Source organism: uncultured Capnocytophaga sp., from assembly GCF_938029845.1.
GTDB lineage: Bacteria > Bacteroidota > Bacteroidia > Flavobacteriales > Flavobacteriaceae > Capnocytophaga.
Window position 1 is genome coordinate 22,831 of record NZ_CALHGG010000025.1, and the last position, 13,678, is coordinate 36,508.

A 13,678-nucleotide genomic window follows, 5' to 3' on the forward strand; every position below is an offset into this window, starting at 1 on the left:
AGTTGTTAGTTGTTAGTTTCTAATCACTAACTACTAATCACTAACAACTGAGTCATACTTGATGATTCTTTCAGTTACTAAATAAATGCCATTATCGGTAGAGGAGATTTTTTTAATCCAGTTATCTTGAGTGTCGTATTGGTAAGCATAATAAAAAAACTCCTTACTCTTGAATTCGGGGCGTTCTAATAAATCGCCTTCTTCCCTGAGTTCGATGGTGGGGTCACCTTTTTCGTTGTACTCATAGGTATATTTGATAAAAAGCGTATTGTCCCACCAGTGTTCCTTCTGTGTGACCCTTCCTTGGCTGTCATACTTGTAAATATCAGTATACAACACATCACCAGAGGAGGTGGCCTCCCAACGGACTTTGGTGAGCTGTCCCTTTTGATTATAGCTATAAGTCAGGCAAGTACCATAGGAAGAGATCTTATCCTTGACGTGTTCTACATGGGTGATGTTTTCCTCGGTAAGCAAACCCGTGTTGTCATCATAAATATAAGTACGATGCTCGTTCAACAAATCACCCCAATAAACAAGAGCGAAGATGATATTCGCCTTGGGGTCAGGATTATCTTGGGGATAGGTATAGACAGCTGACCAATAGTTGTCTCGCTTTCGATAAGGCAGTTCGCCCGTATCATAGAGCTTATCATAACCTATGGGTCTGGAAAGGCTGTCGTATAAAAACACCTTTTTCATCATACAATGCTGGGGAGTATCGTATTCCTGATAGATTGATTTGCGACCTAGCTCGTCAAAGGTTAGGCAGCGCTTTACAACTTCCAAAGTCTTATACAGTTTTTCATAGGTACGATTGCGGTAGTGCTCCAAAGAGGTATAGTAATTTTCCTCTATATGAAGCACTTTTCCTTTGAGATTCTCCACGTCTTCATCGAAATCAGTTTGCTGTGCTCTCATAGAGAATCCAAGCAAAAGAAGCCATAATGACAAGAGACGAATGACCAATGACAAATTCCAAGACATATCTACCCCTCCTATAATTTTATAATTTAGAAAGTTACTATTTTCCCACTCCAGAACTTCATAGCTGTTTCAGCAAACTCTCTTACATAGTCGTCTTCATCGTCAAGGAAAGGTTTTATATGGGTCTCCACCTCCGAAGCCATAGAAAGGACTATGATAGAGTAGATACGAGAAGAACGGCTTTGATCGTAGCTCTCATCTTCTGTATCAAGGTTGTCAATCTCTTGGTATAGTTGTTCTATAATCTGCTTTCTCCCCTGAAAGTCTTCTAAGGTTTTAGAAGGAAAATCAAATACATTTTCAGGGAGTTCTTTCAACTCGTCAAAATCATAAGCTTCCTTGTGCTGCTCAATAACCTCAAGCAAACGACTGATGCTCTTAAAGCGAGGTTGTTGTTGGTCTTGGAACTCATGATCAAGATGACAGACCATTCCCTTACGAGCTCCTCCTACAAAGACACACCAATAATTGGAATTTTCATCCGTAAGAATCACTTTTAAATCATTAAAGAGCGTATAATCATTAAAGAAATCCTGCATTCCCTCAAAATCCTTATCTTCAACAGCTATAAAACCATCTCTTCCACGGATAAAACGTTCTTCCCCATAGAATTTTTCCAATTGTTCTATGTCTTTGCTATCAATGCCTGCCTTTCTAAGTTCATCAAATACTTTCATATATTTTTACCCATTAAATGGTTCTATTCATAAGGCTTCGACCAAATTCTTTTAGAATATCCTTTTTCTCCTGAGGAATATCAAGAGTATCTAAGATAGCGAATGCCTCCATGGTGTAGGCTTCTACACGTTCTCTGAGGTAGGTGTGGCTTTGAGTAGCTATGAAAAGTTCGGTTACACGGCTGATTTTTTCATCTTCGTTCTTAGGTTCAGTGGTATAGAGCGTGTATAGTTCCTGCTTTTGCTCAGCAGTACCTTTCTCTAAAGCCTTGATATAGAGGAGCGTTTTCTTGTTTTGGAGAATATCTCCTCCGATTTTTTTACCAAAGGAAGCATCGCCAAAGGTGTCCAAATAATCGTCTTGTAATTGGTAAGCAATGCCCAAGGCAAGCCCAAAATCGTATATTTTTTGCTTATTTTCTTCCGTAGTTTGTGCAATGATCGCCCCCATTTTGAGTGCTGCTCCCACGAGTACAGCTGTTTTGTAAGCAATCATTTTGAGATATTGGTCTGTGGAAACTTGTGCTTGTTGCTCGAAATCCACATCATACTGTTGTCCTTCACAAACTTCTATGGCAGTTTTGCTAAATATTTTAGCCAATTCTTGAAAGATGTTTGGCTCATATTGTTCAAAATACTGATAAGCCAAAATGAGCATGGTATCGCCAGAGAGGATACCTGTGTTGAGATTCCACTTGGTATGTACTGTAGGTTGTCCACGCCTAAGGGGTGCCTGGTCCATAATATCGTCATGTACAAGGGAGAAGTTGTGGAAGATCTCCACGGCGAGGGCAGCATAGAGTGCCTTGTGGTAATCCACTCCGAAAATATCGGCACTAAGCATGGTAAGGGTGGGGCGCAATCGCTTACCCCCTACACGGAGGATATAGTGGATAGGCTCATATAAGTTCTTAGGTTCTCGCTCTATAAGATGCTTGTTCATGAAAGCAAGAAATTCGTTTTGGTAATCAGTAATTAGTTGCATAGATTTTACTGTTTGTCATTATTATCATCTACACCATAGTATTTTACTCCAATTTCTATGCGTTCTCTACCATGTTCTAAGCGCCAGCGATTGGTATCACGTAGTGAATAAGCACAACCGCAATACTCCTGCATATAGAAATGTTCACGCTTGCTAATCTCCAACATACGCGCAGAGCCTCCTTTTTTTCGCCAATTATAAGTCCAATAGGTAAGCCCCTCGTAGGGAGCTACTGCACGTAGCCCACTATCATTGATTTGATCAAAATTCTTCCAACGAGAGATTCCTAATGAGCTGGTAATGGTATCGAACCCATGTTCGTAAGCATAGAGAGCCGTGCGCTCAAAGCGCATATCAAAGCACATAGTACAACGCTTGCCACGTTCGGGTTCGTTCTCCATTCCCTTAGCCCTTTCGTACCAATTATCCACATCATAATCCGCATCAATGATAGGAATACCAAGCTTTTCAGCATAGCGGATATTCTCGTTTTTACGAATCTCATATTCCTTTTTAGGGTGAATATTAGGATTATAGAAAAAAATGGTAAATTCAATACCAGAGGCACTAATAGCTTCCATCACTTCTCCCGAACAAGGGGCACAGCAAGAGTGTAGTAAGAGTTTCTTGCCATCATTGGGCAAAACCAACTTTTCTCGGATGATTTCCATAGGTTGAGGATTAATTCAAAAAAAGACTTTCACGCAAGATGAAAGCCTTTTTCAATTTTCATATTATGAGCAACTATATTAAACAGATTAATATCTGCATGCAAAGGTACGATATTTTTTGGAATTACAATACCTTTTTCTCAGTTTTTCTTTTAAGCGGAGAAAACAGCCGCCTCCTTATTGATTTTCTTCACCAATCCTTGTAGCACCTTTCCTGGAGCAAGTTCGTAGAACTCGGTAGCACCATCGGCAATCATCTGTTGGACGCTTTGTGTCCATTTGACAGGGGCGGTGAGCTGTGCGATAAGGTTTTTCTTAATCTCCTCAGGATCAGTTACTGCGGTAGTGGTCACATTCTGATAGATAGGGCAAAGTGGTTTTTGGAAAGAGATTTCCCCGATAGCCTTTGCCAATTCTTCTTCGGCAGGTTTCATCAGTGAAGAGTGGAAGGCGCCCCCAACGGAAAGAATGAGGGCACGCTTAGCACCTGCATTCTTGAGGGTCTCGCAGGCTTGCTCGACAGCCTCATAAGCACCAGAGATAACTAGCTGTCCAGGGCAGTTATAGTTGGCTGGGGTTACCACGCCCTCGGTGTCTTTGCAGGCTTGCTCAACGACCGCATCGTCAAGTCCTAAGATAGCGGCCATAGTTCCTCTTTGTAGCTCACAGGCCTTTTGCATAGCTTCAGCACGTTTGGCTACGAGGCGCAAGCCTTGCTCGAAGGTCAGTACTCCACTGGCAACCAAGGCAGAGAACTCTCCCAAGGAGTGTCCAGCTACCATATCAGGCTTGAAGGCATCCCCCAAGACCTGGCGCTGAATGACAGAGTGTAGGAAGATAGCAGGTTGTGTGACTCGTGTTTGTTTTAGTGCTTCTTCATCACCAGAGAACATAACCTCAGTGATAGCGAAGCCCAAAATAGCGTTGGCCTCATCAAAGAGAGATTTGGCAAGGGGACTTGATTCATATAAGTCCTTTCCCATTCCTACAAATTGGGAACCCTGACCAGGAAAGATATAAGCTTTTTTCATGGTGTATCTTAATTAGATGATTTTTGTTCAAAAATATATTTGTAAAGATCGAGATAGTTTTGAGCGGTTTTTAAATAGTTAAATTCATAGGCTCTGTTCTTTAATTTTTCCTGATATTCTATAATAGATAAGTTGAATTTATTCATTCCTTCTTGATACTCTTTTGCCATTTGTTTAGGATCTAAGTTGCTGAAATAAAAAGCAATCTCTCCACCAATTTCTGGAAGGCTGGTGTATCGACTTAAAAAGACAGGCTTCCCGAAAGCCATAGCTTCAATGGGAGGAATTCCAAATCCTTCAGCAATAGAAGGATGACACATGCCCTGACAGTTTTGTATTAAAGCATATTTTTCTTCTTCGGTAACATTTTTTAAAAAATGGATACGATGTTGTAGATTAAGTTCCTTTATAATATCTCTAATCTGAGTAGCATAGGGCTCTTTTTCATCAGAAGAGATTAAAACTAAATCCTCCTCAATATAAAGGAGCATCTCTACGAGTTTTTTCTGATTTTTTTTGGCAAATAGAACGCCTATGTTAAGAATATACTTTTTCTGTTCTAGGAAACTAAACCTTCCTAATTCATATTTTCTCTCTTCAGGGAGTGAGATACCATTATGAATAACAAAAATTTCTTTAATGTGGTTTGTATCCAAAATATTTCTGTGTTTGAGGACATCCTCTTTAACAAAGTTAGAAATACATACCAAATAATCTGTATTCCTAAGATTGTTATTTACTTTTTTAAGCATTCTATTTTTCTTACTTTCATTTAGATCTTCATATAAAAAATTTAGATCATGTAGTGTAAGGATTTTTATAGATTTCTTATATTTCTTATGGAAATAAGAAGAAAGTTGATGACTTGCATGTATTATATCAAATTTATTACTGAATGTCTCACAAAACTTATGCCATTTTTTCCACTCAATAATAGATAATGAAGGATCTATTTTAAGCAATTCTTTTTTGGTGCCAAAATAATAAATATTGTATTTATCATTAAGATATTGTAATCCTTTTGCTAAGTTTCGAAAAACATTAGCAATTCCTGAATTGGGATAGCGAAGGCGCTCAAGGTCTATAAGAATTTTATTCATTTCCTAAAAAAATATTATCTAATACTTCTTTTTCTCTCTCAAAAATGTGATTTTCTAAAAAATATGTTTCAGCTTCTTTTTTCTTTTCCAGATAAAAAGATTCATCTTTTAAAAGTCTTAGTATAGCTTTAGCAAATCCTTTTCCTGTAGATTCAACTATACAACCATTTGATTTTTTATTTAGAAGGCCATCTACACCTCTACGATTGGTGACAATAGGTAATGAGTGAGATAAGGCTTCTAATACTTTTATTTTTATTCCTGTTCCTGATAGCATAGGGCATATGACAACTTTTGTATTTTGATAAAATTCTTCTAAATCATCTACTATACCATGTTTTACGAAGTTAGGATGATCAGAGATTACTTTACAAATTTTTCCTATAATATGGATTTTGGTGTCTTCTAAGAAAGGTAATACCTCTTTTTCGAACCATTGGATTCCCTTTATATTATGAGGGTTTAGGCTTCCTATAAAAATTAACTCATATTTATAATTTTCCTTATATTCTGTTGGGCAGAAAGGGAAAGATATAGGAATAAGAGTAGTTTTTTTATCTGTAAATTGCTCAAAAATATACTCCTCTTCCACGGAATAGGTCCAAATTTCATCAAACTTTTTGAGGATGTTTATCTCACTTAGGAACAATTTTCCTATTTTTCCTGTTTTATCTTTGCTTTGAGCTGTAATGAAATCGTGAGTATCAACAATTAGATAGGGGTTAGTTCTAATATTGCTTATTACCTTTGCCCAAGAAGCATAACTAATAATTACTTTATCGTAATTTCCTCTGTCTATGAAGTTTGAAACCTTCCTGTTAAGCATGGGATTAGTAATATCCACACTTGTTCCTTTTGTCAGTTTTGGGAATATGTTTAATAGTTTATATTCAAAAAATTGTTTTATTTTGTTAGTTTTACTTCCTTTTCTATTAATTAAATGCAATCTCACATTAGGATGTTTTTTTAGGAAATTAGTTTTGTTTTTTTTGTCCCAGTCCCCCCAATCTCCTATCGAAAGAAAATCAACTTCTATATTAGGTAAAGATTCCAAATAATTCAGCATTTGTGTACAACGTGTCAGATTTCCTGCTTTTCCGGCAGATGGATTATCTGGCATAAAGTATAATATTCTTTTCTTCATCTGCTTCATCTTTGTTAGAAAAATTTATTGTACCATTTTCTTCCTTTTAACTTCCAATTGGATTGTTTGACGATTCCTAGATAATTTTCCTTAATACTATCTTCCGTATGTCCTTGCTTCATAAAATCTGTGTATTGTTTTTCATAGTGGAATACTTTAAATAAAGGCTCTATAGGATAGATAGGAATAGTTTTATCTTTTAAAAGCCATTCTCCATACCAAGAAAATTCGCTTGGACATTGACAAATAATTGTAGAAAAGTCTATTTTGTTTGGGGTTAAATAATTAACTTCTAAAGATTTCCATACTTTATTAGACCATATTACAGGAGAAGGCCCAAAGTCATAAAAAACTCCTTTTCTTTGGAATTTATCCATAATAAAAGCACGGTCTTTTTCAAACTCATCCTTAGGATTATAACCTATAGTACCCTTATTAATACTACTCCAAGAAAATAAATCTTTCTGTTGATGCATTACAGTATAAGGTGTCTCAGAGTCAAACATAAAATCTTTTACTCCAAAATTCCTTATAAAGTAAGAATCAGAATCTATACAAACATAATTTTCACAAAAATCTAATTTGTGTAATTGAGATTTAATTATTTGTTGATATCTCCAAGGGTCTTTTTCATTACAATCTACGATTTCACTGTCTTTTACAAGGTTTTCATTAGGAAATTCAGTTTTGAAAAAATTAAAATCTACATCATTTACAGAGATTAATAGAGGTATTCTGTCAATATTGTATCTGTGTATAGAATCTATTAATAAAGAGACTCTATTGTAGTCTTTTTTATATGTCTTTATGAATAAAACTATCTTTTCCATAACTATGAAGAAAAATTGATTTTTGTTGTTAATCCATATATATACAGCTTTAAGCATTAATATAAAGAAGTATAGTCTTTTAAAAAATGAAGGAGAATTATTGTGTTTTTTACTAAAAATTCCTTTAAAAGATTGTGTTAATGTTTTTTTTACCATGACATGATAACCAATATGATACATTCTGAAGAATAGAATTCTATTTCGTGATATATAATATTGATAAAAATCCCCTTTAGGACTCATTTGGTGATATGCTTTACAATCTGTAAGTACTCCTAATTTCAGATTTTTGTGTTTTCTTAATCTATAACACCATTCTGTCTCCTCATAATACATAAAAAAATCTTCTCTCATCCACCCAATGATATCTAAAGTATTTTTCTTGAACATCATCACACTACCTGTAATATAATCTATATTTGTATTCAAAGCTTCTAAGCCCTCTTTCTCTGCCTCTAAGCCCTCTTTCTCTATTTGATTATAATTTATATGATCATCCCATAATCTATTAGGAGTCAATATACCTCCATCGGAATAAATTAGATTCCTTTTGAATTTGTCACAAATGCGAGGTCCTATAATCTGTAATTCAGCAGAGGAGACTAAAGTGTTATATAGTTTCTCTATGCTATCTTTGCTAATTTCGATATCAGGATTGAGAATCAAAAAAATAGTCTTTCCCTCTTCTATTGCTTTTCTTATTCCAATATTGTTTCCTTGTGCATAGCCTCCATTTATAGAGTTAGCAATAAATTTTATTTTGTTTTCTAAACAATATTCCTTGATTTCCTTTCCATCATTAGAAGCATTATCTATCAGATAGAAACATGTATTAGGGATTCCCTCCTTTCTAAGATGGGTAACTTGCCTAAATACCTCTTTTGCTGAATTATAGTTTAAAGATATGATTGCTAAATCTTCCCAAATAGTTGCTAAATTATCCATGCCTTATAAGTTAATAATTACCAAGATTATTTTTTTGAGTTTTACAACTCTTTTCTATGAGGGAAAAAGTTGTATGCTGAAAAGGTTCAATAAATTACATGTTTTCTATAATACATTTGACAGAGGTAGTAACCATAATAAAAGGAGGAACAGTGATTGATATTTTTGTCAAAATTTTTGTTTTTATATAATATTTTTCATCTATAAAAAATTGAAGAGCTGATGGTTAAGTTGTGTTAATTAATATCTCTTATATTGGAAATTCTACTGGCAAAGATAGTAAAAAAAAGCAAATCTGAAAAAAATATTTTTAAATATAAAATAATCTAGGTTATTAATTACATAGATTGAAATATTTCTCTAAAACCAAAAGACTGCATAGGTCTTCGGTGGCAGGATTCCAAAAGGGAGCGGTATGGGCTTGAGCATTTTGGATAATTTCCTGACACTCTTTGGGGTGGCTGATATAGTAGCTTAGTTGTGCCTCTAAGTCAGAATAATCGTCTTTGATCTCTATATAATGCTTGCCACCTTCCAAAGTTCCTTCCATAAACCAAGTTTCCACTGTGGGTTTTGGCATAACAGCTATGGAATTGGAGGACATAATCCACTTAAGGTTGGTGGCTACATCATTCCCTTGTAGGCTAAGGATAAATTTATAGTCTAAGTGTTCCCTTAAAGTTATCTTGGGTTTTATCCATTCAGGCTTTCCTATGCCCTTTTTTCCAACACTTCCTAAATCACATAGAGGGTGAGAAAAATATAGATTATAGAAATCGTATCGGTGTTGCTGATAGAGAGCACCACGGCCTATGAGCAAGTCTTTTTTCTCAATAAAAGGCTTATCTTTGTTAATGCGAATAAAATGTCTGGCTTTGTCCAGCTTCAGCAGGACGGAGTTTTCGTTTTTTTCTGTGATAGGTCTGCTCTTTGCAATGCTTGGCGTATCAGGTATGTGGATGACATCTCCAAAAACAAAGTCTATGAAATAGTTCTCAGGGAAGTATCGGGCATATTCGTAAGTGTCAAAGTAATAAGCCTTGGGACTCTTGGCTTTTTTTAATTCTTTTATCTGATGAGTCTTGCTGTTGGGTACAGGATGGTCTAACTTACAATAATAATCAACTCGTTTTTGTATCTGTTCTAAGGTTTTTGAATCTATTTTACTCTTTAGTTTGTCAATAGTTTGTTTGTAATCACCTGTTTTACCTAAGAATGCGCGTGTATAGCTTTGTATATAATAAAAAAGCTTTATTTGTTTGGTAATATTCATCTTTCTATTAGTTTTTTATAGTTTTCTACTTTCCAATTATTCTTTTTAGCAAAGCCAAGTAGCTTATCAAAGCGTGCGATCATAGCTTCTCCTGTATTGCGCATAACATAGAAAGGGAAGTTAAACTCTTTTTGGTGTAGGTTCGTAAATTCCCATGGGTGAAAGTAGAGGGCAGCATATCCTAAACTTTCAACCGTACGGCTCAAAAGGTGTTTGTAGTACCATAGAGGAAAGTTATGAAAGGAAAGCCAGAAGAGGGGAATACGCCAAGGGCTTACCCCTGCGGGTATTTGCCAAAGATCATCTTCACGGAACATAGCTCTAGGTACATGTAACTTATTGTATCGTCCAGGGAGGAAGGTAGGATTCACGGAGGAGTTATAGATGTAGCCTGCCTGCTTGACATCGGTAGCGCTTACCTCCAACATACGTGGCATACGCAAGCCTTCCACAGTTACCCCAAACTGAGACTCCAAGGCCTCTTTGGAGGAGCGCAGGTGTTCTATGGCAAAGTCGGAATGATAATAAGTATGTGAGGCCAACTCATGTCCTTCACTTAGGAGTCGCTCAATAAGCTCGGGGGCGTTTTGGGCAAAAATTACAGTAGAGAAAAAAGTAGCTTTTGCCTCGTGCTTTTGGAGCAAATCCAAGATAACAGTGAGTCCCTCATGGGAAATGGCCATTTGTTGCTCAAAAGGAATGTCAAACCCATATTCCTTGGGCATATCAAACTCCTCTATATCAAAACTTAGGTAAATCATCAGTTATGTTGTTTCTCAAAAGGTTATAAGTGTTTTTCTTGAATAATATAGACAGGTCTTTCCTTGGTTTGGGTGAATATTTTTCCGATATATACCCCGATGATTCCTAAGATAATCAGTTGTAGCCCTCCGAAGAAAACAACCGTCATGATAAGGGATGCCCATCCTGAGATTTCCGAACCATTAAGGAAGGAATAAATCACATAAGGAATGTATAATACAGAGAGCATGGAAAAGAAGAAGCCCAAGAATACTGCAAAGTATAAAGGTTTTACACTAAAAGAGGTAACCCCACTAAGAGCTAATTGGAACATTTTCTTCAAGGTATACTTGGTCTCTCCCGAATAACGAGCTTGAGCGGTGTAAGGTACATACACTTGCTTAAAGCCTACCCAAGGAACCATGCCTCTCAAGAAAGGTTCGTTCTCTCTCATGTGGCGGATTACCTCTACCACAGATTGATCAAGCAGACGAAAATCGGCTGAGCCCTCCTTGATTTCAATATCTGAAAGTAGGTTCAGTAGCTTGTAAAACTGCTGGGAACTCTTGCGTTTTTTCTTAGAGATTTCGGCAGGATAGGTACGTAGGGTAGCCACTACTTGCGCGCCCTCTTCCCACTTACGAACTAGGGTAGGAATCAGTGCAGGAGGATGCTGCAAGTCAGCATCCATGGAGATTACCGCAGGCGCGAAGGCATGATCTAAGCCCGCTTTTACCGCTAATTGGTGTCCAAAATTGCGGGAGAAGGAAAGGTATTTTACTCGCTCATCCTCCTTGGCCAATTGTTGGAGGATAAGCAGAGAGGAGTCTTTACTTCCGTCATTTACTAATAGTAAGTTGAAGTCATAGTCAGGTAGCTCTTTAGTGAAGACATCCTTAATAGCCTGATATAGTGGACGGATATTCTCACTTTCATTATAACAAGGAACGACGATATCTATCTTTTTCATAGGGAGACTTCTTTAGGGTTAGTATACTCTTTTCCATAGTCCAAACTACACATTTCCCAAATGAGGGTGAGCCATATAAGCATGACAGGCACCGCTCGAAGAGAATAGCGGATGATATAAGGTTCTTTGAGAGGCTTGAAAAGGTCAGTAGGAGAGAGTGAAGCTAAAAAGGCTAAGACTAAAAGTGTGATTTTTAGAGAGTTGTTTCTGTTAGGAGTGGTCATAAACCAAATTCCAATTCCTACATAGGCTACCACATAGGTGCTATTCTCGGTTCCTGTGCTGAATAGGCATAGGAACATACTCACTGAGGCCAAGAACATGAGCCTAAAGCGCAGGTGCTTGTATTGCGCTATACGCAAATAAGGGAGAGCAAAGAGTAATAAAGCAATAGCAATAACTACTAAGTTATTGTTATAAATGCCAGTACGTTGCAAGAAACCTAAGAAAGATAGGTTTTGTAGGTTATAATGTGAGGTGTCCATATTTTCTCCATTCTTCTGGGAAAGGGAAATATACCAATCATGATATTGGGAAAGCACATATTCAGGAGAGGAGTATAACATGGGTAGGCAAAAGAGCAACCCTAGCCATAGTAGGGCAGACCCTATAAAGCGCTTTTTGTCTTTGGCAAAGAAAAAGAAAGCCAAACCAACGATGCCATAGAGCTTGGTCAAGGTGCCAATTACAATAAAGAGAGTCGCCCAGTGGCTTTTTCCTTTTTCTACAAAGACAAAAGCAGCTACTAAAAGAGCGATAACACTAATGTTGAACTGTTGCATGGCAGCAGCTGTATACATGTCGTGTGCGGCTATAAGTAGAATGCCTATGAGGACACCCTTGGAGAGCGGTAATTGACGAATAGCCCAATAAAGGAAGGCGACATTGGCCAATATCCATAAAGCACAACCCAGACCTGAAGGGAGGAGTGCAAAAGGGGCTATAATTGCACTAAAGAATACCCCATAATGGTTCATATCTCCATATTCCTCAGGGTAAGGGATGAATAAAGGTAGCTGTTTTAGGGAGTGATTAAAAACTCCCTCGAAGATAAGGTAATTGTTGTACCTACCCCGAATCACTACATTTTGGAGGATAGTAGCCAGCGCCAATCCCGCCCAGAGGATAGCCGTAAAACGCTCATTATAAAATAGTTTCTTTAGCATCTGAGTTGAACAAAGTTACACACTTTTTTTCTTAAAGAATAGTAGGAATATCCCAGCAATGATAAAAGGAATACTCAGCCATTGGCCTGTGGAGAAAATACCTAAGGTATTTTCAATACCCCCTTGACTATCTTTGACATACTCTGTAAAGAAACGTATAGACCAAAGAGCGATTAGGAACACTCCAAAGATAAAGTAAGGCTGGTCTTTCTTGTTGGTTTTCCAGTAGAGGTAATATAGCAACCAAAAGAGGAAAAAGTAACAAACAGCCTCATAGAGTTGGACTGGGTGTCGGTAGGGGATTTGGTTGTATATTTCTACAAATTGTGGGTTGTGGGCAATTACCTCAAAAGCCTTCTGAGGGGTGTTCTCTCCAGTGAGTTCCATAGCTTCACGGGCACTGAAATCTCCAGATTGTAGAAATTTTACTGCAAAAGGGAAGGACTTATCAACGATCTTACCCACAATTTCGGAGTTCATAAAGTTACCAAAACGGACAAACATACCCCCTATGGTGATGGCAATGACAATGCGGTCAAGCACCCAAGAGAGTTTCATATCGGGGTATTTGCGTATGTAGAGAAACATGGCAATGATAATTCCTACAGCAGCTCCGTGGCTAGCTAATCCTGCAAATCCTGTTACCTCAAAGGTAGGGGAGAAGCGGAAAGGAAGTATGATCTCTAACGGATGATCCTTGAAGTAGTCCCAATCATAGAAGAATACATGCCCCAATCGAGCCCCTAAAAGAGTAGCTATTGCTACATAGATAACTAAGGAATCGAGCTTATCCAAGCTTTTGTTTTCAGCTAAAAATATTTTTTTTGTAATGTAAAAGCCTAAGGAAAAAGCAATTACAAACATAAGGCTGTAATAGCGTATTTGTATAAAATGTAAGTCAAGCAGTACTTGATTGGGATTCCAGTCCATATAAAGATTCTTTTATAAGGGACAAAAGTACGAATTTTAATTGTTAATTGTTAATTGTTAATCGTTAATTTTTGTAATTTACAATTTTACTATTTCGAAGCTGTTTAAACTTTTTCCTATAATAAAATAAAAGTTCCCAAGAATTAGTAATTTTGTGTTTGAGAAAAAACACCAAAATTCAGGAACTTTGGGCAAAGATACAATAAATAAATGGATTATTTCCTTTTT

13 protein-coding genes are annotated in these 13,678 nt (G+C 36.9%); all 13 read right to left on the reverse strand.

Annotated features, from left to right (window positions below; all coding sequences use genetic code 11):
- Positions 1–33: 33 nt before the first annotated feature.
- Positions 34–987 carry a hypothetical protein gene (locus Q0625_RS01800; RefSeq protein ID WP_298823185.1) on the reverse strand — a complete coding sequence of 318 codons (954 nt, stop codon included), beginning with the start codon at positions 985–987 and terminating at the stop codon, positions 34–36.
- A 26-nt stretch (positions 988–1,013) separates the two neighbouring features.
- A complete protein-coding gene (locus Q0625_RS01805) occupies positions 1,014–1,664 on the reverse strand; it encodes a hypothetical protein (protein WP_298823186.1) in 651 nt (216 codons plus the stop codon).
- A 13-nt stretch (positions 1,665–1,677) separates the two neighbouring features.
- The gene (locus tag Q0625_RS01810) at positions 1,678–2,649 is read right to left on the reverse strand and encodes a polyprenyl synthetase family protein (protein ID WP_298823187.1); all 972 of its coding nucleotides are present in this window, start codon (positions 2,647–2,649) and stop codon (positions 1,678–1,680) included.
- 5 nt (positions 2,650–2,654) lie between these two features.
- A complete protein-coding gene (locus Q0625_RS01815; protein WP_298823188.1) occupies positions 2,655–3,320 on the reverse strand; it encodes an epoxyqueuosine reductase QueH in 666 nt (221 codons plus the stop codon).
- Positions 3,321–3,472: 152 nt separating this feature from the next.
- Positions 3,473–4,351, reverse strand: a complete 879-nt coding sequence (gene fabD / locus Q0625_RS01820) for an ACP S-malonyltransferase (RefSeq protein WP_298823189.1) — start codon at positions 4,349–4,351, stop codon at positions 3,473–3,475.
- 8 nt (positions 4,352–4,359) lie between these two features.
- Entirely contained in the window at positions 4,360–5,451 is a 1,092-nt protein-coding gene (locus Q0625_RS01825; protein WP_298823190.1) for a glycosyltransferase family 1 protein, read from the reverse strand.
- Positions 5,444–6,595 carry a glycosyltransferase gene (locus tag Q0625_RS01830; RefSeq protein WP_298823191.1) on the reverse strand — a complete coding sequence of 384 codons (1,152 nt, stop codon included), beginning with the start codon at positions 6,593–6,595 and terminating at the stop codon, positions 5,444–5,446. Before Q0625_RS01830 ends, Q0625_RS01825 begins: the two co-directional genes overlap by 8 nt.
- A gap of 14 nt (positions 6,596–6,609) precedes the next feature.
- Entirely contained in the window at positions 6,610–8,370 is a 1,761-nt protein-coding gene (locus tag Q0625_RS01835) for a DUF6492 family protein (RefSeq protein ID WP_298823192.1), read from the reverse strand.
- Positions 8,371–8,704: 334 nt separating this feature from the next.
- Positions 8,705–9,643 carry a glycosyl transferase family 90 gene (locus tag Q0625_RS01840; protein WP_298823193.1) on the reverse strand — a complete coding sequence of 313 codons (939 nt, stop codon included), beginning with the start codon at positions 9,641–9,643 and terminating at the stop codon, positions 8,705–8,707.
- Entirely contained in the window at positions 9,640–10,404 is a 765-nt protein-coding gene (locus Q0625_RS01845) for a polysaccharide deacetylase family protein (RefSeq protein ID WP_298823194.1), read from the reverse strand. Before Q0625_RS01845 ends, Q0625_RS01840 begins: the two co-directional genes overlap by 4 nt.
- Positions 10,405–10,427: 23 nt before the next feature.
- Positions 10,428–11,354: a glycosyltransferase family 2 protein gene (locus Q0625_RS01850; RefSeq protein WP_298823195.1), complete on the reverse strand. Its 927-nt coding sequence runs from the start codon at positions 11,352–11,354 to the stop codon at positions 10,428–10,430.
- Positions 11,351–12,520: a glycosyltransferase family 87 protein gene (locus tag Q0625_RS01855; protein WP_298823196.1), complete on the reverse strand. Its 1,170-nt coding sequence runs from the start codon at positions 12,518–12,520 to the stop codon at positions 11,351–11,353. The genes Q0625_RS01850 and Q0625_RS01855 overlap by 4 nt, the downstream gene beginning before the upstream one ends.
- Before the next feature lie 15 nt (positions 12,521–12,535).
- A complete protein-coding gene (gene lgt / locus Q0625_RS01860; protein ID WP_298823197.1) occupies positions 12,536–13,450 on the reverse strand; it encodes a prolipoprotein diacylglyceryl transferase in 915 nt (304 codons plus the stop codon).
- Positions 13,451–13,678 lie beyond the last annotated feature (228 nt).

Bases quoted from the DNA above. Each gene is read 5' to 3' on its own strand.
- Q0625_RS01800 (WP_298823185.1), bottom strand. From the start codon at position 987: ATGTCTTGGAATTTGTCATTGGTCATTCGTCTCTTGTCATTATGGCTT.
- Q0625_RS01805 (WP_298823186.1), bottom strand. From the start codon at position 1,664: ATGAAAGTATTTGATGAACTTAGAAAGGCAGGCATTGATAGCAAAGAC.
- Q0625_RS01810 (WP_298823187.1), bottom strand. From the start codon at position 2,649: ATGCAACTAATTACTGATTACCAAAACGAATTTCTTGCTTTCATGAAC.
- Q0625_RS01815 (WP_298823188.1), bottom strand. From the start codon at position 3,320: ATGGAAATCATCCGAGAAAAGTTGGTTTTGCCCAATGATGGCAAGAAA.
- fabD (WP_298823189.1), bottom strand. From the start codon at position 4,351: ATGAAAAAAGCTTATATCTTTCCTGGTCAGGGTTCCCAATTTGTAGGA.
- Q0625_RS01825 (WP_298823190.1), bottom strand. From the start codon at position 5,451: ATGAATAAAATTCTTATAGACCTTGAGCGCCTTCGCTATCCCAATTCA.
- Q0625_RS01830 (WP_298823191.1), bottom strand. From the start codon at position 6,595: ATGAAGAAAAGAATATTATACTTTATGCCAGATAATCCATCTGCCGGA.
- Q0625_RS01835 (WP_298823192.1), bottom strand. From the start codon at position 8,370: ATGGATAATTTAGCAACTATTTGGGAAGATTTAGCAATCATATCTTTA.
- Q0625_RS01840 (WP_298823193.1), bottom strand. From the start codon at position 9,643: ATGAATATTACCAAACAAATAAAGCTTTTTTATTATATACAAAGCTAT.
- Q0625_RS01845 (WP_298823194.1), bottom strand. From the start codon at position 10,404: ATGATTTACCTAAGTTTTGATATAGAGGAGTTTGATATGCCCAAGGAA.
- Q0625_RS01850 (WP_298823195.1), bottom strand. From the start codon at position 11,354: ATGAAAAAGATAGATATCGTCGTTCCTTGTTATAATGAAAGTGAGAAT.
- Q0625_RS01855 (WP_298823196.1), bottom strand. From the start codon at position 12,520: ATGCTAAAGAAACTATTTTATAATGAGCGTTTTACGGCTATCCTCTGG.
- lgt (WP_298823197.1), bottom strand. From the start codon at position 13,450: ATGGACTGGAATCCCAATCAAGTACTGCTTGACTTACATTTTATACAA.